This is a genomic window from Streptomyces sp. 1-11, assembly GCF_007176755.1.
Classification (GTDB): Bacteria; Actinomycetota; Actinomycetes; order Streptomycetales; family Streptomycetaceae; genus Streptomyces.
Genome location: NZ_BJTV01000004.1, coordinates 133,169 through 154,412, shown reverse-complemented (window position 1 = coordinate 154,412; position 21,244 = coordinate 133,169). Strand labels below are relative to the sequence as shown.

Sequence of the window (21,244 nt, the reverse complement as noted above, 5' to 3'; positions counted from 1 at the left end):
ACGCGTCCGTGGATCAGACGGACGGCGGTACCCGGGACGGGCGCCCCGAACCGCGCGTGAGCGCGTAGCCGCCGATGCCGGCGAGCGCGGCCAGCACTCCGCCGATCGCGGTCCACACCCAGCGGTCGGACCACCAGCCGGAGGACCAGCCGCCGTCCGGTTCGATGCCCGACAGCACCGCCGGCTTGGAGCCGTCCTGCTCACCGGCCCGTGACTCGGCCGCGATCCCGGGGACCAGCGGCTTCGCCAGCGAGCCGTCCACAGCCGCCGCGCCGCCGATGTCCTTGGAGCCGACGCGGACCTCGGTGCTCACCGGCTGCCCGAGGTCGGACGAGGCCAGGTCCACCACCGTCAGCCGCACGTAATAGGTGCCCGGCAGCGGGTCGTTGGCCCACGGCTCCGCCCAGGCGCGCACCGTGCGCAGCACGCAGGCCAGCTCGACCGAGGACGTCCCCTGCCCCGCGGTGCGGGTCGCGGCGCCGTACTGGCAGGACTGGCGGCGGCGCAGACCGTCGTAGACGTCGATCTGCCAGGTCTGCGTGCCGTGCGTCCGCGGCAGCCGCACCGTCGCCTCGACCGTCGGGCGCTGTTCCGCGTCCGCCGGGAACGACCAGTACAGGTAGTCGCCGGCGGAGCCGGACGCGGTGGCCCGCTGCCCCAGCTCCAGCTCCGTCGCCGTGCGGAAGGAGGTGCCCGCCCGGGTGGGCGCCTTGCCGTCGTCCGAGGCGCTCGGCGACGGCGTGGAGTCTGCGGCCGCCGGACCGGCGGCCAGGCCGAGCGCCAGCAGCGCGGCGCCCAGCGCACGTGTGATTCGCATCAGTTGGTCCTCCAGACCGCGACCCGCCAGCGTGACAGCCAGCCCCACAGCAGACCGGCGACGAAGCCGGCCAGCACCAGCGCGCCGAGCAGCCACCAGCCGCGGCCGAGACCGAAGGCCGCCACGTCGCTCGCCTTCGACGGCCCGTCCACCACGTCCACGGTCAGCTCCAGCGGCAGACCCGGGGTCGTCTTGACACCCGCGGCGGCCGAGAAGGAGTTGGTGACCTGCAGGCACACGGTCTCCGCGGTCGCCTCGTCGTCGTCGCTCGCGGGCCTCGGGTACCGCAGGCCCGTGGAGATCACGTCGGTGCGGCCGTTGCCCGCCGCCTCACCGCGCACGATCTCCCGGCCGTGCAGCGTCACCGCCCGCAGCAGGACCCCGTAGTCGGGGTGGACGGCCCGGTCGTCCGCCACGCTCACGGAGGCGCGCAGCTCCTGGCCCGGGTTCACCTCGACCTTGTACCAGCGCTGCTGCCCGAACTCCTCGCGGTCGGTGTAGAGACCGGACTTCAGGGCCGGCGCCGCGGCGCACTCGCCGGCGCCCTCGGTGACCACCGGCGTCACCACCGGATCGGCCGCCCGGTCGACCAACTGCCCGACACGGTCGCTCAGTTCCTCCTTGTGCCGCACGGAGGTGTAGGTGCCGCCGGTCGCGTCCGCGATGCAGCTGAGCTGGTCGCGGGTCTTGGCGTCCGGGACCAGGCCGAGGGTGTCGATGGTCAGCCCGATGCCCTTGGCCGCTATCTCGCGGGCCACCTCGCACGGGTCCAGCGGCTGGCAGGTGTCCTCGCCGTCGCTGATGAGGACGATACGGCGGGCGCCCTCACCGCCGTCCAGGTCGCCGGCGGCCTTCAGCAGCGCGGGACCGATCGGCGTCCAGCCGGTCGGGGCCAGGGTGGCCACCGCGGTCTTCGCCTCGGTCCGGTCCAGCGGTCCGACCGGGTAGAGCTGCGCGGTGTCCTTGCAGCCCGTCTTGCGGTCGTTGCCCGGGTAGTCGGCGCCGAGCGTGCGTATGCCGAGCTCGACCTCCTCCGGCGTGGCGTCGAGCACCTCGTTGAACGCCTGCTTCGCCGCGGCCATCCGGGTACCGCCGTCGATGTCCCGTGTCCGCATGGAACCGCTGACGTCCAGCACCAGTTCGACCTTCGGGGCGGACTGTTCCGTCTCGTCGGCTACGGCCCCGGCGGGGAACGCGAGCCCGGCCGTCAGGGCGGCGAGGAGAGCGCACACTCCCGCCGCCAGCCGTTGTCTTCTGATCATCGGCGGATCTTATTGATCTCGGGTGCCGGGCTCCAAAACGAGCGGGTTGGGCAGCGCGGTCCACTGGTCGCCGGGGGTCTCCGGGGACAGCCGCATCAGCGTCAGCGCCTTGGCGGGCAGGGGGCCTTCGCGCAGGACGGCGAGGTCGGGCGTGTCCGGCAGCGCGGGCAGCGCCGCCGCCAGCGCCGCCCCGAGCGCCGGCGCCGAGCCCGCCGTGCCGGCGAGGGCGCCGGCCACCAGCGAGCCGAACAGCTTGCGGCGCAGGGCCGTTTCGTCGTCCGTGACCAGACGCCCGGTCAGCGGGGGCGGGGTGACGCCGTGCCGGGTCAGCCGGGCGGGACTGATCCGGATGTCGGCGAGGTCCCGGTAGACCAGCCGCAACGGGGTGCCGTCCGCCGAAGTGATCACCAGCAGGTTCTGGCCGTGGGCCTCCAGGGCCACACCGAGGTCCAGCAGCCGCAGACCCACCGTCAGCGCCAGCCGGGCGAAAGCGGCCAGCCAGGCGGGGGAGCCCGGCAGACCGGTGCCGGGCAGCGCCGCGACCGGCAGCACCCGCTCGCCGGGGCCCGCGTACGCGGCGGGCGGCTCCCGCAGCAGTGCGGCCAGATCGGGGGAGTGCGCGGTGACCGCGCCCAGCGTGCGGGTGATGTGCAGCAGGCCGCCGGTGCGGCCCGCCAGGTCCGTCGCGAACTCCGACAGGGCCGCCGCCACTTCGACGGAGTACCGGGAGATGTCCCGCACCGACGAGGTCAGCCGGGCGCTCAGCGCGGTCTTGACGTGGGGCCCGCCGGGCAGGGCCAGCGTCCGCAGCGACATCAGCGGATGCGCGGACCGCCAGGGGTCGTACGGCCGCTTGAGCACATGGTCCGCCTGCCAGGGATGCACCGGCAGCAACAGCCGCCCCCCGTACCGGAGTTCGTCCGGCCACTCGCCCGACAGCAGACACCGCTCCGCCGCCACCGGGACCGTCCCCAGCTCCACCACCGAAGCGTGCTCCGGTGCGTAGGCCAGCTGGTCCGCCACCGAGAAACCGGGCCGGGAACGGCAGTTGGGATGGTAGGGATGACCGTCCGTCACCCGCTGCTCCCACTCCCAGTCCCGCTCCGGCCGGCTCCGCGCCGGGTCCGCGCCGGCCCGGGAGAGGGCCAGCGACGCCGTGCTGTGCGCCAGCTCGGCCGCGAAACCGGCGGCGTGCGGCACCGCGAGGTCGGTCATCAGGCGCGCCGGGTCGTCGTAGCGCTCCCGGCCGAGGCGTACGGACGTGACGTACCCGGCGGTCGCGTACGGGTCCGCCGGCGGCCCCGCCAGGTCCCGGCCGTCGGCGAGCCGCAGCACCAGGCCGTGCCCCGAACCGGTGCGGCGGGAGATCCACGGCAGCGGCTCGTACGCCAGGGCCCGCCACAGCCGGGTCAGCACCGCCGCCCGGGCGCCGGGCAGCGCGGCCCGGTACCGGGGCAGCAGACCGGGCCGGACGGAGGCCAGCTCCTCGGCCAGCCCCGCCTCGGCGGTGACTGAGTCGTACACGTTCGGCTCCTCGGGAAAGGCCGGCTCGGGGGACGATTGTCGGGTACGGCAGAGATACTGATCGCCACCGGCCCCCGGCACCGAACCGGCGGGCCGGCACGAGCGGCCCCGACGACGGACGAGTGGATCGCGTGGACCTCAAGCCTCCCAGTGACGAAGCAGGACGGCGCGCCGACGCCTACGCGGCCGCCCCCCTGCTGAACTGCCTGCTGCGGGAGGTCGCCGAGCCGCTGCCGCCCGCCGGGGAACACCGGGTCTTCCGGCTGCCCGGCACCGGCCGGCTGCTGCGCGTGCGGGCCGGCCGCCGGCCCGCCGGCCCGGAGGTACACGCGGCCGGGGCCTGGCACCGCCTCGACCACGCCGAGCTGGTCAAACTGGTCGCCGAGGAGCTGCGCCGGCACACCGGCCGACCGTGCGACGACCTGCCCGCCGAGATGCTCGACAGCCGGGAGACCGTCGCCGCCCTGCTCGCGGCCCGGGCCCGGGCGACGGCGCCCGCGGACCCCTACCTGCGCTCCGAGCAGTCCCTGATCACCGGCCACCCCTGCCACCCGGCCCCCAAGGCGCGGGGCGGCGGCCCGTCCGCTGCCTGGCTGCCGTACGCCCCCGAGGCGCACGCCCGCTTCCCGCTCGCGCTGCTCGGGGTGCGCGAGGACCAGGTGGCCGAGGAGGGCGACACCAGCGCCCTGGACGCCCTCGGCACCGCCCCGCCCGGCTACCGGCTGCTGCCCGCCCACCCGTGGCAGCTCGACCTCGTCGCCCACGCCCTGGCCCCCGCGTTCGCCGACGGCAGGCTGGTCGGGCTCGGCGCCACCGGCTTCGACACCTGGCCCACGGCGGCGATCCGCACGGTGTACGAGCCACGGCGCGACCTGTTCCTGAAGTTCAGCCTGGACGTGCGCATCACCAACGACATCCGCCGGCTGTGGCGCCACGACCTGCTGGCACTGACCCGCGCCGACACCGCCGTGCAAGGCGCGTTCCGCGCGATGGGCCCGCCCGCCGCCTGGCTCCCCGACCGCGGCTACCGCACCGCCGCCTTCGCCTTCGAGGAACTGGCCGTGCTGGTCCGCGGCGGCCTGCGCGACGCCCTCCTGCCCGGCGCCACCGCGCTGCTCGCCGCCGGGCTGGCCGAGGGGTTCGAGGGCAGCCCGCTGGCCGCCGCGAAGGACCCCGGGGCCTGGTGGGAGGCGTACCTGCGGCAGGTCGTGCCGCCCGTCCTGACGGCCTTCGCCGGCCACGGCGTCGTCCTGGAGGCGCACCTGCAGAACACCCTGGTCGCCGTGGACCGGGCGGGCCTGCCCGTGCAGGCCCTGTTCCGGGACGCCGAGGGCGTCAAACTGCTCCCGGACGTCTCCCGGGCAGCCGGCTGGGAGCGGCTGGTGTACTGCCTGGTCGTCAACAACCTGACCGAGATCGCCGGGGCACTCGCCGAGCACCACCCGGGACTCGACCCCTGGCCCGCGGCCCGCCGTGAACTGGCCCGCCACGACCTGCCCGAGATCCCCGCCCTGCTGGCCTCGCCCACCCTCCCCGGCAAGACCAACCTGCTGCTGCGCTGGACCGGCGCGGACGGCGCCGCCGCCCGCTACCTGCCCGTGCCGAACCCGCTGGCCGGCCGCTGACGCACGCGGCGGCCGCCCGGGCGGAGGATCCGTGTCCGCCCGGACGGCCGCGCACCGGGGGCTCCCGCCCCCTCGGTGGGTCGGCGGCCTACTGCACCGTCACGTTGACGGTCGGCGAGTGGGTGCGGCCCGCGGCGACGCGGAAGTGCTGGCTTCCCTTCATGTGCAACCGGGTCGAGAGGGCGAAGGTGTTGCCCTTCTTCACCTTGGAGTTCACATGGAGCGGGATCCACTTGCCGTTCTTGTCCACCTGCAGCCGTACCGCGGATCCGGCCCGGATGCCGGTGGTGTGTCCGGCGAACCGGACCGTGTGCCCGGCCTTCACGGTCGTGGGGCTGGCCTTGACCGTGATCGAGGCGGGGCGGGGCGGCGGCGTCGAGGCGGCCAGCGCCGGTCCCGCGCCGGCGCAGAGCAGCGCGGCGGACACGGCTGACGCGGCGAACACACGTGGGTGCACGTACATTGCGGCCTCCATCCGGTAGAAGTACGACCCGTCAGGAACCCGGATCGTGCGGAGCGCTTCGTGCAGTCACCACGCTAGTCCTCCGCCCCGGACGAGCGGGCCGCCGCCGGGGAGGCGGGTAATCATGGCGTAATAGGTCGGCGTGCGGACGGTGAGTACACGGCCGTACGACCCGGCCGGACCGGCGCCGGGACGTATGGGGTCCGGCATTCGGACAGCTTTTTTCGCCCGGTGCTTACCTTCGCGCGGCCACGCTCCGGCCCGCCCGGGCCCGTCCGTTCAGGAGGGGACGTGGGAGCGCGTGTGCGCCGGTGCGCGGCGCAGGGCGATGAGGGCGACGTCGTCGCCGAGGCGCCCGCCCGTGTGGGCGATCAGATCGCGCCGGATGTGCTGGATCAGCGCCTGGGGAGAGCTGTCGGTCCACTGGGCGGCGCGGTCCGTGAGGGGGTAGAAGGCTCCGTCGTGGTCGCGGGCCTCCACGACCCCGTCGGTGTACAGCAGCAGCGTGTCGTGGGGCCCGAAGGGCAGGACGTCCAGGGGGTGGTCCCCGGCGTCGGTCAGGCCGACGCCCAGGGGCGGCGCGGGACGCAGCTCGGGCGCGGTCACGGCGCCGCCCGGATGGAGCAGGAGCGGCGCCACGTGCCCGCAACTGGTCATGCGGACGATCGGCTCCTCGTCGGGGATCTCCAGCAGCAGCGCCGTGACGAAGCGCTCCCCGGCCTCGTCCAGGGGCTCGAAGTCGGCGAGGTAGCGTGCGACGCTCCGCTCCAGCGCGAAGGCCAGCTCGGGCAGCCCCTCGTGCTGGTGGGCCGCTTCCCGGAACGCGCCGAGCACGAGGGCGGCCTCGCCGATCGCGGGCAGGGCCTTGCCCCGCACATCGCCGATGACCACGCGGACCGCGTCCTCGGTGCGCGCGGCCGCGTAGAGGTCGCCGCCGATCTCGGCCTCGTCGGCGGCGGCCAGGTACAGGCAGGCGAGCCGCAGCGGCCCGAGCTGCTTGGGCAGGGGCCACATCAGGACGTGCTGGGCGGCCTCGGCGACCGAGCGGACCTGGGCCAGCTGGCGGCTGCGCCGCTCCCTGGCCGCGCACAGGGCCACGATCAGCGCGGTCAGCACCGCCAGCGCGATGAGCTGCACGATCTCGCCCCGCGAGGTCAGCACACTGGAGTGCCGGCCGATGAAGGCCTGGGCCGCCAGCGCCAGGACTCCGATGCCGCCCGTGGTCCAGGGGCCCCTGGACCACGCGGTGAGCGCGGGCGCGATCACCAGCAGCGGGCTCAGGACGACGTCGGACGGGGTGACGACGTCCGCGACCGTGATCAGGACGATGAGCGCGACCGGCAGCAGCAGCACGGTGTGCCGTGACCGCCGCACGCGTCCGAGGCCGTGAAGGAGCCGCTGCCGGGAACCCACGCTCCCCACAGTGCACCGCCGGACAACGATCGGCGAGCGCGGCCGCGCTGTGCGACGATGGCGTTCGGACTTCACGGGTCCCCGCCGCGGGGACCCGGGTCCACTGCCCGGGGTGCATCGCGTTGGAGCTGGTCGTGGAACGTACGGTGAACGAGCCGCGGAGCTCTGGCCGATGCTGAGGGAGGTCACCGCCGCCCGCTACGTGGCGCCGCTGCACTCGGGCGGCTCCGTGCCCGGCGTCGTCGAGGCCGACGACCTCGGCACCTACGTCGTGAAGTTCACCGGCTCGGCGCAGGGGCACAAGGCGCTGGTCGCCGAGGTGATCGTGGGCGAGCTCGCGCGGGCGCTCGGCCTGCGCTTCCCCGAACTGGTCCTCGTCCACTTCGATCCGGCGATCGCCGCTGCCGAGCCGCACCAGGAGGTCCGCGAGCTGCACGGCGCCAGCGCGGGCGTCAACCTCGGCATGGACTACCTGCCGGGCGCCGCCGACTTCACCCCTGAGGTCGCGAAGTCCTTCGCGGTGGACCCGCTGGAGGCGGGCCGGATCGTCTGGCTGGACGCGCTGACCGTCAACGTGGACCGCACGGTGCACAGCTCCAACCTGATGGTGTGGCCCACCCTCGGCACGGTCCCGCCGCGCCTGTGGCTCATCGACCACGGCGCCGCGCTCGTCTTCCACCACCGCTGGGACACCACCACCCCGGGCAAGCGCTACGACTTCCGCCACCACGCGCTCGGCCACTACGGTCCCGACGTACGGGCCGCCGACGCGGAACTGGCGCCGCGGGTGACCGAGGAGCTGCTGCGCGGGATCGTCGCCGAGGTGCCGGACGCCTGGCTGGCCGAGGACGCCGGCTTCGCGGCCCCCGACGACGTACGGGCCGCCTACGTCGACTACCTCCTGCAACGGGTACGGCTGTCGGCCGACTGGCTGCCCACCGACTTCCCGAGCCGCGCGGAACTGGCCGCCGAGGAGGCCGCCCGCGCGGCGAGGACCGAGCGGGGCCGTCCGGACTGGCTCAAGCGGGTCCCCGACCTGCACGGCCGGCCGGGGGTGGAGCAGGACGGCGCGGTGCACTTCGGCTGACCGACGCGGTGCGCTTCGGCTGACCGGCGCGGTGCGCTTCGCCCGGCCGGCGGCCCGGGGATCCGCCCGGGCCGCCGGCCGGCCTCGGTCAGCCCCTCAGCCGCTCGTACGCCGGCAGGGTCAGGAAGTCGGCGTAGTCCTCGTCGAGGGACACCTGGAGCAGCAGGTCGTGCGCCTGCTGCCAGTGCCCGGCCGCGAAGGCCTCCTCGCCGAGCTCCTCGCGGACGGCCGCCAGTTCCTCCGCCGCGACCTTGCGGGCCAGTTCCGGAGTGGCCTTCTCGCCGTTCTCGAACTCGACGCCCGCGTTGATCCACTGCCAGATCTGGGAGCGGGAGATCTCCGCGGTGGCCGCGTCCTCCATCAGGTTGAAGATGGCGACCGCGCCGAGCCCGCGCAGCCAGGCCTCGATGTAACGGATGCCGACCTGCACGGCGTTGACGAGACCCGCGTAGGTCGGCTTCGCCTCCAGCGAGTCGACGGCGATCAGGTCGGCGGCCTCGACGTGGACGTCCTCGCGCAGCCGGTCCTTCTGGTTCGGCCGGTCGCCGAGCACCTTGTCGAAGGACTCCATGGCGATCGGGACCAGGTCGGGGTGGGCGACCCAGGAGCCGTCGAACCCGTCGTTCGCCTCGCGGTCCTTGTCGGCGCGGACCTTCTCGAAGGCGACCTTGTTGACCTCGGCGTCGCGCCGGGAGGGGATGAACGCCGCCATGCCGCCGATGGCGTGCGCGCCGCGCTTGTGGCAGGTGCGGACGAGCAGTTCGGTGTACGCCCGCATGAACGGCGCGGTCATCGTGACCGCGTTGCGGTCCGGCAGCACGAACTTCGGGCCGCCGTCGCGGAAGTTCTTCACGATGGAGAACAGGTAGTCCCAGCGGCCGGCGTTCAGCCCCGAGGCGTGGTCGCGGAGTTCGTAGAGGATCTCCTCCATCTCGTACGCCGCCGTGATCGTCTCGATCAGGACGGTGGCGCGGACGGTGCCCTGGGGGATGCCGACGTAGTCCTGCGCGAAGACGAACACGTCGTTCCACAGCCGGGCCTCGAGGTGCGACTCGGTCTTCGGCAGGTAGAAGTACGGGCCCTTGCCGAGGTCCAGCAGCCGCTGGGCGTTGTGGAAGAAGTACAGGCCGAAGTCGACCAGCGCGCCGGGCACCGGCTTGCCGTCGGCGTCGACGAGGTGCCGCTCGTTCAGGTGCCAGCCGCGCGGGCGCATGACGACGGTCGCCAGCTCTTCAGCGGGGCGCAGGGCGTAGGTCTTGCCGGTGCGCTCGTCGGTGAAGTCGATGTTCCGGGTGTAGGCGTCGCTCAGGTTGACCTGGCCGAGGACGACGTTCTCCCAGGTCGGCGCAGAGGCGTCCTCGAAGTCGGCGAGCCAGACCTTCGCGCCGGAGTTGAGCGCGTTGATGGTCATCTTGCGGTCGGTGGGGCCGGTGATCTCGACGCGCCGGTCGTTCAGCGCGGCCGGGGCCGGGGCGACCCGCCAGGAGTCGTCCGCGCGCACGGCGGCCGTCTCCGGGAGGAAGTCGAGGGTCGAGGTGCGGGCGATCTCGGCGCGGCGCTCGGCCCGGCGGGCGAGGAGTTCGTCACGGCGCGGGGTGAACCGCCGGTGCAGCTCCGCCACGAAGGCGAGCGCCGCGTCGGTGAGGACCTCCTCCTGCCGGGGCAGGGACTCGGCGTCGACGATGGCCAGCGGAGACGGCGCTGGTGCGGACATGAGCTGTCACTTCCTTCAGCGGTGGCACCGGGTGCCAAGTGGCACGAAATGGACGAAGTGCGCCCGCTGTGCGACCGGGCGCTTCTGAGCAGTGGATAGTAGTTTCCTCATCGTGGAACTTCAATGGTTTGTTGATGTCGAGAATCTCCGGGTCGAGGCAAGGTGGCGCTCGGTGCCACCGCGTTCACTCCAGGTGGCTCAGGTCCGCCTCGGTGTCGATGTCGTACGGTTCGGCCACGTCCGCGCACTCCACCAGCCTGAGCGCCGCCGCGTGCTCCCGCAGGTAGGCGCGGGCTCCGCGGTCGCCGGTGGCGGAGGCGGTGATGCCCGCCCAGTGCGCCGCGCCGAACAGCACCGGATGCCCGCGCACCCCCTCGTAGGCGGCCGAGACCAGCGAGTTCTCGTCCTCGAAGGCCTCCAGCACCCGGGCCGCGGCGGCCGGTCCGATGCCCGGCTGGTCGACGAGGCTCACCAGGGCCGCGGTCACGCCGGTACCGGCCAGTGAATCCAGTCCGGCACGCAGGGACGAGCCCATGCCCTCGGCCCAGCCGGGGTTGCCGACCGTGAGGCAGCCGCTCAGGTCCGCCCGGGCCCGGACGTCGTCCGCCGCCGCGCCGAGCACCACGTGGATCCGCCGGCAGCCGGCCACGCGCAGCACCTCGACCGCGTGTTCGACCAGGGGTCGGCCCCGGTGTTCCAGCAGCGCCTTGGGCCGCCCGCCGAGCCTTCTGCCGCCGCCGGCGGCCAGCAGCAGGCCGGCGACCTGCTCCCCGTGTCCGTCCTGGTTGTCCGTCATGCGTCCTGCATACCCGAAGCGGGCCGCGCCGGCCGGGCCCCTTGGGCTGAATTTCGGCCCGTGCGGTGGCGCCGCCGGACGGCGTGGCGTTAACTGACCCGCGCACGACGGCGTGTGAGGGGGAGGGCTGTGTCGCGGAGCTTGGAGCAGATGCCGGTGACCGGCGGCGACGAGGACGTGCGGGTGGCGGGGCTGCGGACCGCGGTCTCCCGGCTGCGCCGCGAACTCGCCGCGCTTCCGGCGGACTTCCCCGACCGGGGGATAGCCGAGGACGAACTGGCCGCACTCGCGGCGATGGCCGCGGGCGGCACTCCCGAGACCCCCCGGCTGCGCCGCTCCCTGTTGCTGATCGCGGGTGCGATCGGCTCGGTCAGCGCGCTGGCGCGCGGCCTGGCGGAGGTCAGGGAAGCGGTGGACCAGTTCGGCGGGCCGCCCCGACGCTAGGTCGTGTCCGCAAAGTCCCGTCGTCCGCCCGGAGGGCGGGCCCCGCGGCGTCCGGTGCGTGCTCTCGGCCGAACCGTCGGGCACGAAGCTCGCGGCCGAGCCGTGCGTGGCGATGACCGCTCGGCGTCCTGTGGGTTTCGCGCCCGCCGTGGGGCGTTTGCCGGGCGGCTCCCTTCGCTGGACAGGGCGTTCGACGCCGCCACGGCGCACCCGGGCGCCGGGCGTCGGCGGGCCGGTCGTGCCGGGCCGGTCGCGTTCGGCGCACTCGGCGTCGGCTGCTCGCGGCCGGCGGCCGGGTGCGTCGGTCGTGGAGGGTCAGGCTCCCGAGCTCGCCAGTGCCTCGGAGAGTTCCACGGCGATGCCCTGCAGTACCGGCACGATCCGCTCGGTCGCGGTCTCGGTGACCCGTCCGGCCGGGCCGGAGATGGAGATCGCGGCCGCCGTGGGGGAGTCGGGCACGGGCACCGCGAGGCAGCGGACGCCGATCTCCTGCTCGTTGTCGTCCACCGCATACCCCTGGCGGCGCACGTCGGCCAGGGCCGCCAGGAAGCCGTCGGGCGTGGTAATGGTCTTCTCCGTCGCGGCCGGCATGCCGGTGCGGGAGAGCAGGGCGCGGACCTCGTCGTCGGGGACGCCGGCCAGCAGGGCCTTGCCGACCCCCGTGGAGTGCGGCAGCACCCGGCGCCCCACCTCGGTGAACATCCGCATCGAGTGCTTGGACGGCACCTGGGCGACGTAGACGATCTCGTCGCCGTCGAGCAGGGCCATGTTCGCCGTCTCGCCGGTCTCCTCCACCAGCCGGGCGAGGTAGGGCCGCGCCCAGGTGCCGAGCAGCCGGGACGCCGACTCGCCGAGCCGGATCAGCCGCGGGCCGAGCGCGTACCTGCGGTTCGGCTGCTGGCGCACGTAACCGCAGGCCACCAGGGTGCGCATCAGCCGGTGGATGGTGGGCAGCGGCAGCCCGCTGGTCGCGGACAGCTCGCTCAGGCCGACCTCGCCACCCGCGTCCGCCATCCGTTCCAGCAGGTCGAAGGCGCGCTCCAGGGACTGGACCCCGCCGCCGGCGGAGGACTTGGCGGAGTCGGTGGTGCTGGCGCTGGACGTCGGCACGGCACGTTCCTTTCGGGGCTGGCGGGGAGGGCAGAAGCCTACCCGGCGGCCGGTTGACTCCCTGCTTGTACGTAGCTACGTTCTGCTCATCGGAATTCTAATTCCGCTTTGTGGAAACGTCCAGGGCTGTCGTGCCCGCGCCGCCGGTGGAAAGTCTGCCCCTTGACGGCGGAGGACCGGGAGTGAAGACTCCTTCAACAGAACGTTGAAGTCCGTTACGTGGATGTACATCCCGTTTCCTGGGCGTGAACGGCGGCAGAGAGAGGGGTCCGGGTGTCCGAGGCTGAACTGGTGCTGCGCTCGACGCGCGTCATCACACCGGAGGGAACACGGGCCGCCACGGTCACCGTGTCCGACGGCGTCATCACGGCCGTGCTGCCGTACGACGCCGCCGTACCGGCCGGGGCGCGCCTCGAGGACTTCGGCGACCACGTGCTGCTGCCCGGCCTGGTCGACACCCACGTACACGTCAACGACCCCGGCCGCACCGAGTGGGAAGGCTTCTGGACGGCGACGCGCGCGGCCGCGGCCGGCGGCATCACCACGCTCGTCGACATGCCCCTCAACTCCCTGCCGCCCACCACCACGGTGCCGAACCTGCGGGTCAAGCAGGAGGTCGCGGCCGACAAGGCGCACATCGACGTCGGCTTCTGGGGCGGCGCGCTGCCCGGCAACGTCAAGGACCTGCGCCCGCTGCACGACGCCGGGGTCTTCGGCTTCAAGGCGTTCCTCTCCCCGTCCGGCGTCGAGGAGTTCCCGCACCTCGACCAGGAGCGGCTCACCCGCTCCCTGAGCGAGATCGCCGGCTTCGGCGGCCTGCTGATCGTGCACGCCGAGGACCCGCACCGGCTCGCCGCCGCCCCGCAGCACGGCGGCCCCAGGTACGCCGACTTCCTCGCCTCCCGCCCCCGCGACGCCGAGGACTCGGCCATCGCCACCCTCGTAGCGGAGGCGAAACGCCTCGACGCGCGCGTGCACGTGCTGCACCTCTCCTCCAGCGACGCGCTCCCGCTGATCGCGGCCGCCCGCGCCGAGGGCGTGCGCCTGACGGTGGAGACCTGCCCGCACTACCTCACCCTGACGGCGGAGGAAGTCCCGGACGGCGCCAGCGAGTTCAAGTGCTGCCCGCCCATCCGCGAGGCCGCCAACCAGGACCTGCTCTGGCAGGCCCTCGCCGACGGCACCATCGACTGTGTCGTCACCGACCACTCGCCCTCCACCGCCGACCTCAAGACGGCCGACTTCGCCACCGCCTGGGGCGGCATCTCCGGCCTCCAGCTCAGCCTGCCGGCCGTGTGGACCGAGGCCCGCCGGCGCGGCCACGGCCTGGAGGACGTCGTCCGCTGGATGTCCACCCGGACGGCCGCCCTGGCCGGCCTGGCCCGCAAGGGCGCCATCGAGGCCGGCCGCGACGCCGACTTCGCCGTCCTCGCCCCCGACGAGACCTTCACCGTCGACCCGGCCGGGCTCCAGCACCGCAACCGGGTCACCGCCTACGCCGGCCGCACCCTGTCCGGCGTGGTGAAGTCCACCTGGCTGCGCGGCGAACGGATCGTCGCCGACGGCGAGTTCACCGAACCGAAGGGCCGGCTGCTGACCCGTACCCCCTGATTCACGCCCCCGCGACCGCGGGGACCGACCACCGAAAGGAAACCCTGATCACAGTGACGGCGATTGCGAGCTTCACCGGCGACGCGAACCCCTACGGAGGAGGCGACCCCTACGCGGACTACCGCACCACGGACCTGCCCTTCACCCAGTACGCCAACCTCGCCGACCGGCGGCTCGGCGCCGGTGTCATCGCCGCCAACGACGAGTTCTTCGCCCAGCGGGAGAACCTGCTGGTCCCCGAGCGGGCCGAGTTCGACCCGGAGCACTTCGGGCACAAGGGCAAGATCATGGACGGCTGGGAGACCCGGCGCCGGCGCGGGGCCTCCGCCGGGCACCCCTGGCCGACCGACGAGGACCACGACTGGGCACTGGTCCGGCTGGGCGCGCCCGGCGTGATCCGGGGCATCGTGGTCGACACCGCGCACTTCCGCGGCAACTACCCGCAGGCCGTCTCGGTGGAGGGCACCTCGGTACCCGGCTCCCCGTCCCCCGAGGAACTGCTGGGCGACGACGTGAAGTGGACGACGCTCGTCCCGCGCACCCCGGTCGGCGGCCACGCGGCCAACGGCTTCGCCGTCTCCGCCGAACAGCGCTTCACGCACCTGCGGGTCAACCAGCACCCCGACGGCGGCATCGCGCGCCTGCGCGTGTACGGCGAGGTCGTCCCCGACCCGGAGTGGCTCGGGGCGCTCGGCACCTTCGACGTGGTCGCGCTGGAGAACGGCGGCCGGGTCGAGGACGCCTCCGACCTCTTCTACTCACCGGCCACCAACACCATCCAGCCCGGCCGCTCCCGCAAGATGGACGACGGCTGGGAGACACGCCGCCGCCGCGACCGCGGCAACGACTGGATCCGCTACCGGCTGGCCGCCCAGGCGCAGATCCGCGCCGTCGAGATCGACACCGCTTACCTGAAGGGCAACAGCGCCGGCTGGGCATCGGTGTCCGTCAGGGACGGCGAGGACGGCGACTGGCGGGAGATCCTGCCCCGCACCCGCCTCCAGCCCGACACCAACCACCGCTTCGTGCTGCCGGAGCCGGCCGTCGGCACCCACGCGCGCGTGGACATCTACCCCGACGGCGGCATCTCCCGCCTGCGCGTCTTCGGCTCCCTCACCGAGGAGGGCGCGACCGCCCTCGCCGCCCACCACCAGGAACTGGGCGGCTGAGCCGGCGCCGCCGCGCGCGCACCCGGCGGGCACGCGCGCGGCGGCGGCAGGAACCGGGCGCGGCGGGAACCGGGCGCGGCGGGAACCGGGCGCGGCAGGAACCGGGGGCACGCGCGCGCGGTGCGCACCGGCCGGGCGATGACGGCGCGACGGCGCGCCGGACGGGCGGGGCCGCCGCAGGTCACCAGGGCACCTCGCCTTCGGGAGGGGGCCCCTTCGCCGTCGGCACGCCCGCGTGCCGGCTGCCGCGGGCCCCGTTCACCGGCGGCGAACGGACATCGGCCTCGTCACATCCCGGAACTCTTCGCTCCACCTCCCGCGTTCTTCCCGCGTGACCCTTCAGCAAGAGATCGTCGGCAACGCCATGCAGATGGCGGTCGTCAACCTGCACCCCGGCCAGACCGTGTACTGCGAGGCGGGGAAGTTCCTGTTCAAGACGACGAACGTGACCATGGAGACCCGGCTGTCCGGCCCGTCGGGCAACGGCGGCCGGCAGCAGAACGGCTCCGGCGGCATGGGCGGCATGCTGCGCCAGGCCATGGGCACCGCCATGCAGGTCGGCCAGCGGGTGCTGGCCGGCGAGTCGCTGGCGTTCCAGTACTTCACCGCCCAGGGCGGCCAGGGCACGGTCGGCTTCGCGGGCGTGCTGCCCGGTGAGATGCGCGCCCTGGAGCTGGACGGCACGCGCGCGTGGTTCGCCGAGAAGGACGCCTTCGTGGCCGCCGAGTCCAGCGTCGAGTTCGGCATCGCCTTCCAGGGCGGCCGCACCGGCATGAGCGGCGGTGAGGGCTTCGTCCTGGAGAAGTTCACCGGGCAGGGCACGGTGATCATCGCGGGCGCGGGCAACTTCATCGACCTGAACCCGGCCGACTTCGGCGGCCGCATCGAGGTCGACACCGGCTGCGTCGTCGCCTTCGAGGAGGGCATCCAGTACGGCGTCCAGCGCGTCGGCGGGCTGAACCGGCAGGGCATCATGAACGCCGTGTTCGGCGGCGAGGGCCTGTCCCTGGCCACCCTGGAGGGCAACGGCCGGGTCATCCTGCAGTCCCTGACCATCGAGAGCCTCGCCAACGCCCTCAAGAAGGCCCAGGGCGGCGACAAGCAGGGCCCGACCGGCGGACTGTTCTCCACTCACGCGGGCTGAACCGGCGCATCCCGGGCGCATGGTGGGTCCGTGTGCGCCCGTGCCCGGCGGAACCGCCCGGGCGGCCGCGCCCCGCTCCGCGTGAGCGGGGTGGCCGGGCACGGAAGCCGTCGGCCGCCCCCGGGTCCGGCCGAGGGCCGGAACCACCGGAGGCCCGGCCCGGCCGGGTGCGGCGGACAGGGCCCCCGGGTGACCGGAACCGACCGGAGGGTCAGGCGACGGCGCCGCCGCTGTCGGCCTCCATGGCCACGCGCAGGCTCCTGGGGCGCATGTCCGTCCAGTTCTTCTCCACGAAGTCCAGGCACTCGGCCCGGCCCTCCTCGCCGAAGACGGCCCGCCAGCCCGCGGGTATCTCGGCGAAGGCCGGCCACAGCGAATACTGTTCCTCGTCGTTGACGAGCACGAAGAACCGGCCGGACTCGTCGTCGAATGGGTTCACGCTCATGATGCCTCTCCGCAGGACCGGGCGAATTATCCGAGTGAAGGGGTTCGGCAGAGCCTATCCGGCCGATTCGAACTCCGTCCGAAAATCGGTCCAACGCGTTCGAGCCGGTCCGGGCCGACGCGGGCCCGGCCCCACCGCGCGGCCCAGTCACCGCGCTGCACCGGACGGTGTCGCACCGGACGGCGCCGGCGTCGGCCTCCCCGGGGCGCCGATCGCGGCCGGGTGCCCGGCTCGGACGAATCCCGGGCCGGCGCCGCCCCGCTGTCCTATCCTGACGCCGAGGTACGGCACGAGGACGCCGTGGTGCCGGCGGCCCGGCCGGACGCCGCGCCCGGCGACCCGCCGCCGCGCGGCGCGGACCCCGGGCGGACAGCGCGGTCGGCCGCCCGCGCCGTCGCCGACGACCACGCTCCTCACCAGTCTTCTCCCGAGAGGTGAGTACGTGACGATGTCCGCGCAGGACCTGTGGTTCCGCCGCTACCAGCCGGCGCACGCCCCGCGGGCCACGCTGTTCTGCTTCCCGCACGCCGGCGGCTCCGCCAGCTACTTCCACCCGATGTGCAAGGCCCTGGCACCCGAGTTCGACGTACTGGCCGTGCAGTACCCGGGGCGTCAGGACCGCTTCGGCGAGCCGCCGATACCCACCGTCGACGCCCTGGCCGACGCCATCCACGCCGAGATCGCCCCGCACATGGCGGGACCGGCCGCGTTCTTCGGGCACAGCATGGGCTCGGCCGTCGCGTTCGAGGTGGCCCGCCGCCTCGAACGCGACGGCCACCCGGCGCCCGCCCTGCTGTTCGCGTCCGGCGGCCGGGCGCCGAGCCGCGTCCACGACGACGGCGTGCACCGGCTCGGCGACGCCGGCCTCATCGCCCAACTGCGCGCCATGGGCGGCACGGACGCCCGCGTGCTCATGGACCCGGACCTGCTGGAACTGGTGCTGCCCCCGCTGCGCAACGACTACCGCGCCATCGAGACCTACCGCCGGGAGCCGGACGCCCGCATCGGCGCCCCGATCGTGGTCATGATCGCCACCGACGACCCCCGGACCGGGCCCGAGGACGTGCGGGCCTGGCACGGGCACACCACCGCCGGCGGCACCTCCCACCTGTTCCAGGGCGGCCACTTCTACCTGGAGAGCCAGGGCGCGCGGGTCGCCGAGGTGATCGGCGGCACCCTGCGGGACCACCTGGCCGGCCGGTACCGCCCCGAGGACCCCACCGGACGGGACGCCTCGCCGCACCCCTGAGGGACCGGTGCCGCCCCGCCCGGCGGCACCGCACTGGGGCGCCACGACGGCGTCCGGCCGAGCCGCCCGTGCGGGTCGGCCGGACGCCGTCGTGGCGCCCCGCACCCCTAGACTGCCGGTACCGCTGTGGGCGTGTGCCCGCTGGGCCTCGGGGGAGTCCGGAAGGGGAGCGATGGGCAGGCAACCGGTGATCGAACTCAGGGAGTTCGGGGACGCGTTCCGCAGGGACCCGCACCCGGTGTACGCCAGGCTGCGCGAGCAGGGACCCGTGCACCGCGTCCGGTTCGCCGGCGCGGACAGCGGCCGACTGGTCTGGCTGGTCGTCGGGTACGAGGAGGCGCGCGCCGCGCTCGCCGACCCCCGGCTGGCCAAGGACACCGCGAAAATCGGCTCGCCCATGCTGGACGAGGAGAAGATCGGCAAGTACCTGCTGGTCGCCGACCCGCCCCAGCACACCCGGCTGCGCTCCCTGGTCACGCGCGCGTTCACCATGCGCCGGGTGGAGGAGTTGCGCCCGCGGATCCAGCGGATCACCGACGACCTGCTGGACGAGATGCTGCCGCGCGGCCGCGCCGACCTCATCGAGGCGCTCGCCTACCCGCTGCCCCTCACCGTCATCTGCGAACTCCTCGGCGTCCCGGACATGGACCGCGCGGAGTTCCGCCGCATCTCCACCGAGGTCGTCGCGCCGACCGACGCCGGCACGGAGTACGACGCCATCGTCCGCCTCGCCAGGTACCTCGCGGACCTGATCGAGGACAAGCGGTGCGCAGGCCCCACCGACGACCTGCTCAGCGACCTGATCCGGACCACCGCCGAGGACGGCGACCGGCTCTCCTCGCGGGAACTGAGCGGCATGGCCTACCTGCTGCTCGTCGCCGGCCACGAGACCACCGTCAACCTCATCGGCAACGGGGTCCACGCCCTCCTCACGCACCCGGACCAACTCGCCGCCCTGCGGGCCGACATGAGCCTGCTGGACGGCGCCGTCGAGGAGATGCTGCGCTACGAGGGCCCGGTGGAGACCGCCACGTTCCGGTACGCCGCCGAACCCCTGGAGATCGCCGGCACCGCGATCGAGCAGGGCCAGTCGGTGATGATCGGGCTCACCGCCGCCGACCGCGACGGCGGCCGCTACGCCGAGCCGGACCGCTTCGACATCCGCCGCGACGCCCGGGGCCACCTCGCCTTCGGCCACGGCATCCACTACTGCCTCGGCGCGACCCTGGCCCGCCTGGAGGGCCGCATCGCCGTCGGCACGCTCCTGGAGCGCGCCCCCGGCCTCGCCCTCGACGGCTCCCCGGGCGAGTGGCTCCCGGGCATGCTGATCCGCGGAATGCGCAGCCTTCCCGTCCGCTGGTGACCCGCCCGGACCCGGCCGGACGCCGGCGCCGGTCCGCGGCCCGGGTTCAGCCGTACGACGGCTGGACCCGGTCCTGGATCTCCACCAGCCGCACCGGGCGGCGCTCCCGCCGGGACACCTCGCAGGCCTCGGCGATCCGCAGCGCCTGCAGGGCCTCCTGGCCGTCGCACGGGTTGGGCCGCTCACCGCGCAGCACCTCGACGAAGGCGCACAGTTCGGCCTCGTAGGCGGGCCCGAACCGCTCCAGGAAACCGGTCCAGGGCCTGGACGCGGCCGGCGGCCCGGCCGGCTCGGTGGACGCGATGGGCGTACGGTCGTCCAGGCCCACCACGACCGTGTCCCGTTCCCCGGCCAGCTCCATGCGGACGTCGTACCCCGCGCCGTTCAGCCGGGTCGCCGTCGCCGTCGCGAGCGTGCCGTCGTCCAGGGTGAGCAGGGCCGCGCCGGTGCTCACGTCGCCGGCCTGGCGGAACACGGGCTGCCCGGTGTCCGAGCCGGCCGCGTACACGTCCGTCACCTCGCGCCCCGTCACCCAGCGCAGCGCGTCGAAGTCGTGGATCAGGGTGTCCCGGTACAGCCCGCCGGACAGCGGCAGCCACTCCGGCGGGGGAGGGGACTGGTCGCACGTCATGGCCCGCACCGTGTGCAGCCGCCCGAGCCGGCCCGAGCGCACCGCCTCCCTGGCGCCCGCGTAACCCGCGTCGAACCGCCGCTGGAAGCCCATCTGCAGCACCGTGCCCGCCGCCTCCACCTCGGCGAGCGCGTGCAGCGTGCCCGGCAGGTCAAGGGCGATGGGCTTCTCGCAGAAGACCGGCAGGCCGGACCGGGCCGCCCGGCCGATCAGCTCGGCGTGCGCCGCGGTCGCCGTGGTGATCACCACCGCGTCCACGCCCCATCTGAAGATCTCGTCCACCCCCGGCGCCGCCGTCTCGCCCAGCCGGTTCGCCAGCGCCTGCGCCCGTGCCGGATCCGCGTCGGTCAGGATCAGCGACCCGACCTCGCGACTGCGGCTGAGCGTGTTCGCATGAATGGTGCCGATGCGGCCCGTACCGATGACCCCGATGCGCATGGAAACAAAGTGGGGGCGGAGACCGGACCCTGTCAATCGCAATGTCCGGACAACCGGACTACACGACTTCCCGTCAACCAGGCACGCGACTACGCTCGAGCCCGTGCCCAAACCAGTCGTGGACCCGACCGTGTCACTCGATCTCCGCGTGGACCGCAGCTCCCCGGTGCCGCTGTACTTCCAGCTCTCCCAGCAGCTGGAGGCCGCCATCGAGCACGGCGGACTCACGCCCGGCAGCCTGCTGGGCAACGAGATCGAGCTGGCCGCCCGGCTGGGCCTGTCCCGGCCCACCGTCCGCCAGGCCATCCAGTCCCTCGTCGACAAGGGCCTGCTGGTCCGCCGCCGGGGCGTGGGCACCCAGGTCGTGCACAGCAAGGTCAAGCGCCCCCTGGAACTGAGCAGCCTCTACGACGACCTGGAGGCGGCCGGACAGCGTCCCGAGACCAAGGTCCTGGTCAACACCGTCGTCCCCGCCTCCGCCGAGATCGCCGCCGCGCTCGCGGTGGCCGAGGGCAGCGACGTCCACCGCGTCGAACGGCTGCGCCTCGCGCACGGCGAACCGATGGCGTACCTGATCAACCACCTGCCGCCCGGCCTGCTCGACCTGGACACCGGCCGGCTGGAGGCCACCGGCCTGTACCGGCTGATGCGCACCGCCGGGATCACCCTGCACAGCGCCCGCCAGTCCATCGGCGCCCGGGGCGCCACGGCCGGCGAGGCCGAGCGGCTCCGCGAGGCGGAGGGCGCCCCGCTGCTCACCATGCGGCGCACCACCTTCGACGACACCGGCCGCGCGGTGGAGTTCGGCGACCACACCTACCGTCCCGGCCGCTACTCCTTCGAGTTCCAGCTCCTGGTACGCCCCTGACCGTCCGGCCCCCGGCACGTCGCAATGTCCGGACAAGGTGAGGGGCAGCGCCTCCCCGGCGGTGTCACGGG

Annotated in this window: 19 protein-coding genes; 9 read left to right on the top strand and 10 right to left on the bottom strand. The window is 74.0% G+C overall.

Going from position 1 to position 21,244, the window contains the following annotated elements:
• Nucleotides 1–13 precede the first annotated feature (13 nt).
• Genes TNCT1_RS10400 through TNCT1_RS10390 form a run of 3 tightly spaced genes read right to left on the bottom strand, consistent with a single transcriptional unit; the run spans nt 14 to nt 3,603 of the window.
• Nucleotides 14–817 carry a hypothetical protein gene (locus TNCT1_RS10400; protein WP_143630574.1) on the bottom strand — a complete coding sequence of 268 codons (804 nt, stop codon included), beginning with the start codon at nt 815–817 and terminating at the stop codon, nt 14–16.
• The gene (locus TNCT1_RS10395) at nt 817–2,079 is read right to left on the bottom strand and encodes a VWA domain-containing protein (protein ID WP_143630573.1); all 1,263 of its coding nucleotides are present in this window, start codon (nt 2,077–2,079) and stop codon (nt 817–819) included. Before TNCT1_RS10395 ends, TNCT1_RS10400 begins: the two co-directional genes overlap by 1 nt.
• Nucleotides 2,080–2,088: 9 nt before the next feature.
• Nucleotides 2,089–3,603 carry an IucA/IucC family protein gene (locus TNCT1_RS10390; RefSeq protein ID WP_143630572.1) on the bottom strand — a complete coding sequence of 505 codons (1,515 nt, stop codon included), beginning with the start codon at nt 3,601–3,603 and terminating at the stop codon, nt 2,089–2,091.
• Nucleotides 3,604–3,725: 122 nt separating this feature from the next.
• Between TNCT1_RS10390 and TNCT1_RS10385 the strand changes: the two genes are divergently transcribed.
• Nucleotides 3,726–5,228, top strand: a complete 1,503-nt coding sequence (locus TNCT1_RS10385; RefSeq protein WP_143630571.1) for an IucA/IucC family protein — start codon at nt 3,726–3,728, stop codon at nt 5,226–5,228.
• A gap of 88 nt (nt 5,229–5,316) precedes the next feature.
• Here TNCT1_RS10385 and TNCT1_RS10380 read toward each other — a convergent pair whose 3' ends face one another.
• Complete coding sequence (locus TNCT1_RS10380; RefSeq protein ID WP_235902505.1) at nt 5,317–5,691, bottom strand: hypothetical protein; 375 nt, start codon at nt 5,689–5,691, stop codon at nt 5,317–5,319.
• Between the two features lie 279 nt (nt 5,692–5,970).
• On the bottom strand, nt 5,971–7,104 hold the full coding sequence (locus tag TNCT1_RS10375; protein ID WP_174266229.1) for a PP2C family protein-serine/threonine phosphatase: 1,134 nt from the start codon (nt 7,102–7,104) through the stop codon (nt 5,971–5,973).
• A gap of 172 nt (nt 7,105–7,276) precedes the next feature.
• Here TNCT1_RS10375 and TNCT1_RS10370 point away from each other — a divergent pair, with 172 nt between their 5' ends.
• On the top strand, nt 7,277–8,191 hold the full coding sequence (locus TNCT1_RS10370; RefSeq protein ID WP_143630569.1) for a HipA family kinase: 915 nt from the start codon (nt 7,277–7,279) through the stop codon (nt 8,189–8,191).
• 88 nt (nt 8,192–8,279) lie between these two features.
• Here the strand turns inward: TNCT1_RS10370 and aceB are convergent, their stop codons facing one another.
• Both aceB and TNCT1_RS10360 read right to left on the bottom strand, forming a co-directional pair.
• Nucleotides 8,280–9,905, bottom strand: coding sequence for a malate synthase A (gene aceB, locus TNCT1_RS10365; RefSeq protein WP_143630568.1), 1,626 nt, complete (start codon nt 9,903–9,905; stop codon nt 8,280–8,282).
• Nucleotides 9,906–10,089: 184 nt separating this feature from the next.
• Nucleotides 10,090–10,701 carry an NTP transferase domain-containing protein gene (locus TNCT1_RS10360; protein ID WP_143630567.1) on the bottom strand — a complete coding sequence of 204 codons (612 nt, stop codon included), beginning with the start codon at nt 10,699–10,701 and terminating at the stop codon, nt 10,090–10,092.
• Between the two features lie 156 nt (nt 10,702–10,857).
• Here TNCT1_RS10360 and TNCT1_RS10355 point away from each other — a divergent pair, with 156 nt between their 5' ends.
• Nucleotides 10,858–11,145, top strand: a complete 288-nt coding sequence (locus tag TNCT1_RS10355; protein WP_174266243.1) for a DUF5955 family protein — start codon at nt 10,858–10,860, stop codon at nt 11,143–11,145.
• 315 nt (nt 11,146–11,460) lie between these two features.
• On the opposite strand, the gene TNCT1_RS10350 is transcribed toward TNCT1_RS10355, so the two are convergent.
• The gene (locus TNCT1_RS10350; RefSeq protein ID WP_143630565.1) at nt 11,461–12,255 is read right to left on the bottom strand and encodes an IclR family transcriptional regulator; all 795 of its coding nucleotides are present in this window, start codon (nt 12,253–12,255) and stop codon (nt 11,461–11,463) included.
• 273 nt (nt 12,256–12,528) lie between these two features.
• Between TNCT1_RS10350 and allB the strand changes: the two genes are divergently transcribed.
• From allB to TNCT1_RS10335, 3 genes are all read left to right on the top strand, one after another.
• Nucleotides 12,529–13,866 (top strand): allantoinase AllB, encoded by a 1,338-nt coding sequence (allB, locus tag TNCT1_RS10345; protein ID WP_143630564.1) that lies wholly within the window; start codon nt 12,529–12,531, stop codon nt 13,864–13,866.
• A gap of 53 nt (nt 13,867–13,919) precedes the next feature.
• Nucleotides 13,920–15,035 carry an allantoicase gene (gene alc, locus TNCT1_RS10340; protein WP_143630563.1) on the top strand — a complete coding sequence of 372 codons (1,116 nt, stop codon included), beginning with the start codon at nt 13,920–13,922 and terminating at the stop codon, nt 15,033–15,035.
• Nucleotides 15,036–15,366: 331 nt separating this feature from the next.
• Nucleotides 15,367–16,179: an AIM24 family protein gene (locus TNCT1_RS10335; protein ID WP_143630562.1), complete on the top strand. Its 813-nt coding sequence runs from the start codon at nt 15,367–15,369 to the stop codon at nt 16,177–16,179.
• A gap of 211 nt (nt 16,180–16,390) precedes the next feature.
• On the opposite strand, the gene TNCT1_RS10330 is transcribed toward TNCT1_RS10335, so the two are convergent.
• Complete coding sequence (locus TNCT1_RS10330; RefSeq protein ID WP_143630561.1) at nt 16,391–16,624, bottom strand: MbtH family protein; 234 nt, start codon at nt 16,622–16,624, stop codon at nt 16,391–16,393.
• 448 nt (nt 16,625–17,072) lie between these two features.
• Between TNCT1_RS10330 and TNCT1_RS10320 the strand changes: the two genes are divergently transcribed.
• Both TNCT1_RS10320 and TNCT1_RS10315 read left to right on the top strand, forming a co-directional pair.
• The gene (locus TNCT1_RS10320) at nt 17,073–17,873 is read left to right on the top strand and encodes a thioesterase II family protein (protein ID WP_143630559.1); all 801 of its coding nucleotides are present in this window, start codon (nt 17,073–17,075) and stop codon (nt 17,871–17,873) included.
• A gap of 172 nt (nt 17,874–18,045) precedes the next feature.
• Complete coding sequence (locus tag TNCT1_RS10315) at nt 18,046–19,236, top strand: cytochrome P450 (RefSeq protein WP_174266228.1); 1,191 nt, start codon at nt 18,046–18,048, stop codon at nt 19,234–19,236.
• A gap of 46 nt (nt 19,237–19,282) precedes the next feature.
• Here TNCT1_RS10315 and TNCT1_RS10310 read toward each other — a convergent pair whose 3' ends face one another.
• Nucleotides 19,283–20,305: a Gfo/Idh/MocA family oxidoreductase gene (locus TNCT1_RS10310; RefSeq protein ID WP_143630558.1), complete on the bottom strand. Its 1,023-nt coding sequence runs from the start codon at nt 20,303–20,305 to the stop codon at nt 19,283–19,285.
• 130 nt (nt 20,306–20,435) lie between these two features.
• Between TNCT1_RS10310 and TNCT1_RS10305 the strand changes: the two genes are divergently transcribed.
• Nucleotides 20,436–21,173 carry a GntR family transcriptional regulator gene (locus TNCT1_RS10305; protein ID WP_143630839.1) on the top strand — a complete coding sequence of 246 codons (738 nt, stop codon included), beginning with the start codon at nt 20,436–20,438 and terminating at the stop codon, nt 21,171–21,173.
• Nucleotides 21,174–21,244 lie beyond the last annotated feature (71 nt).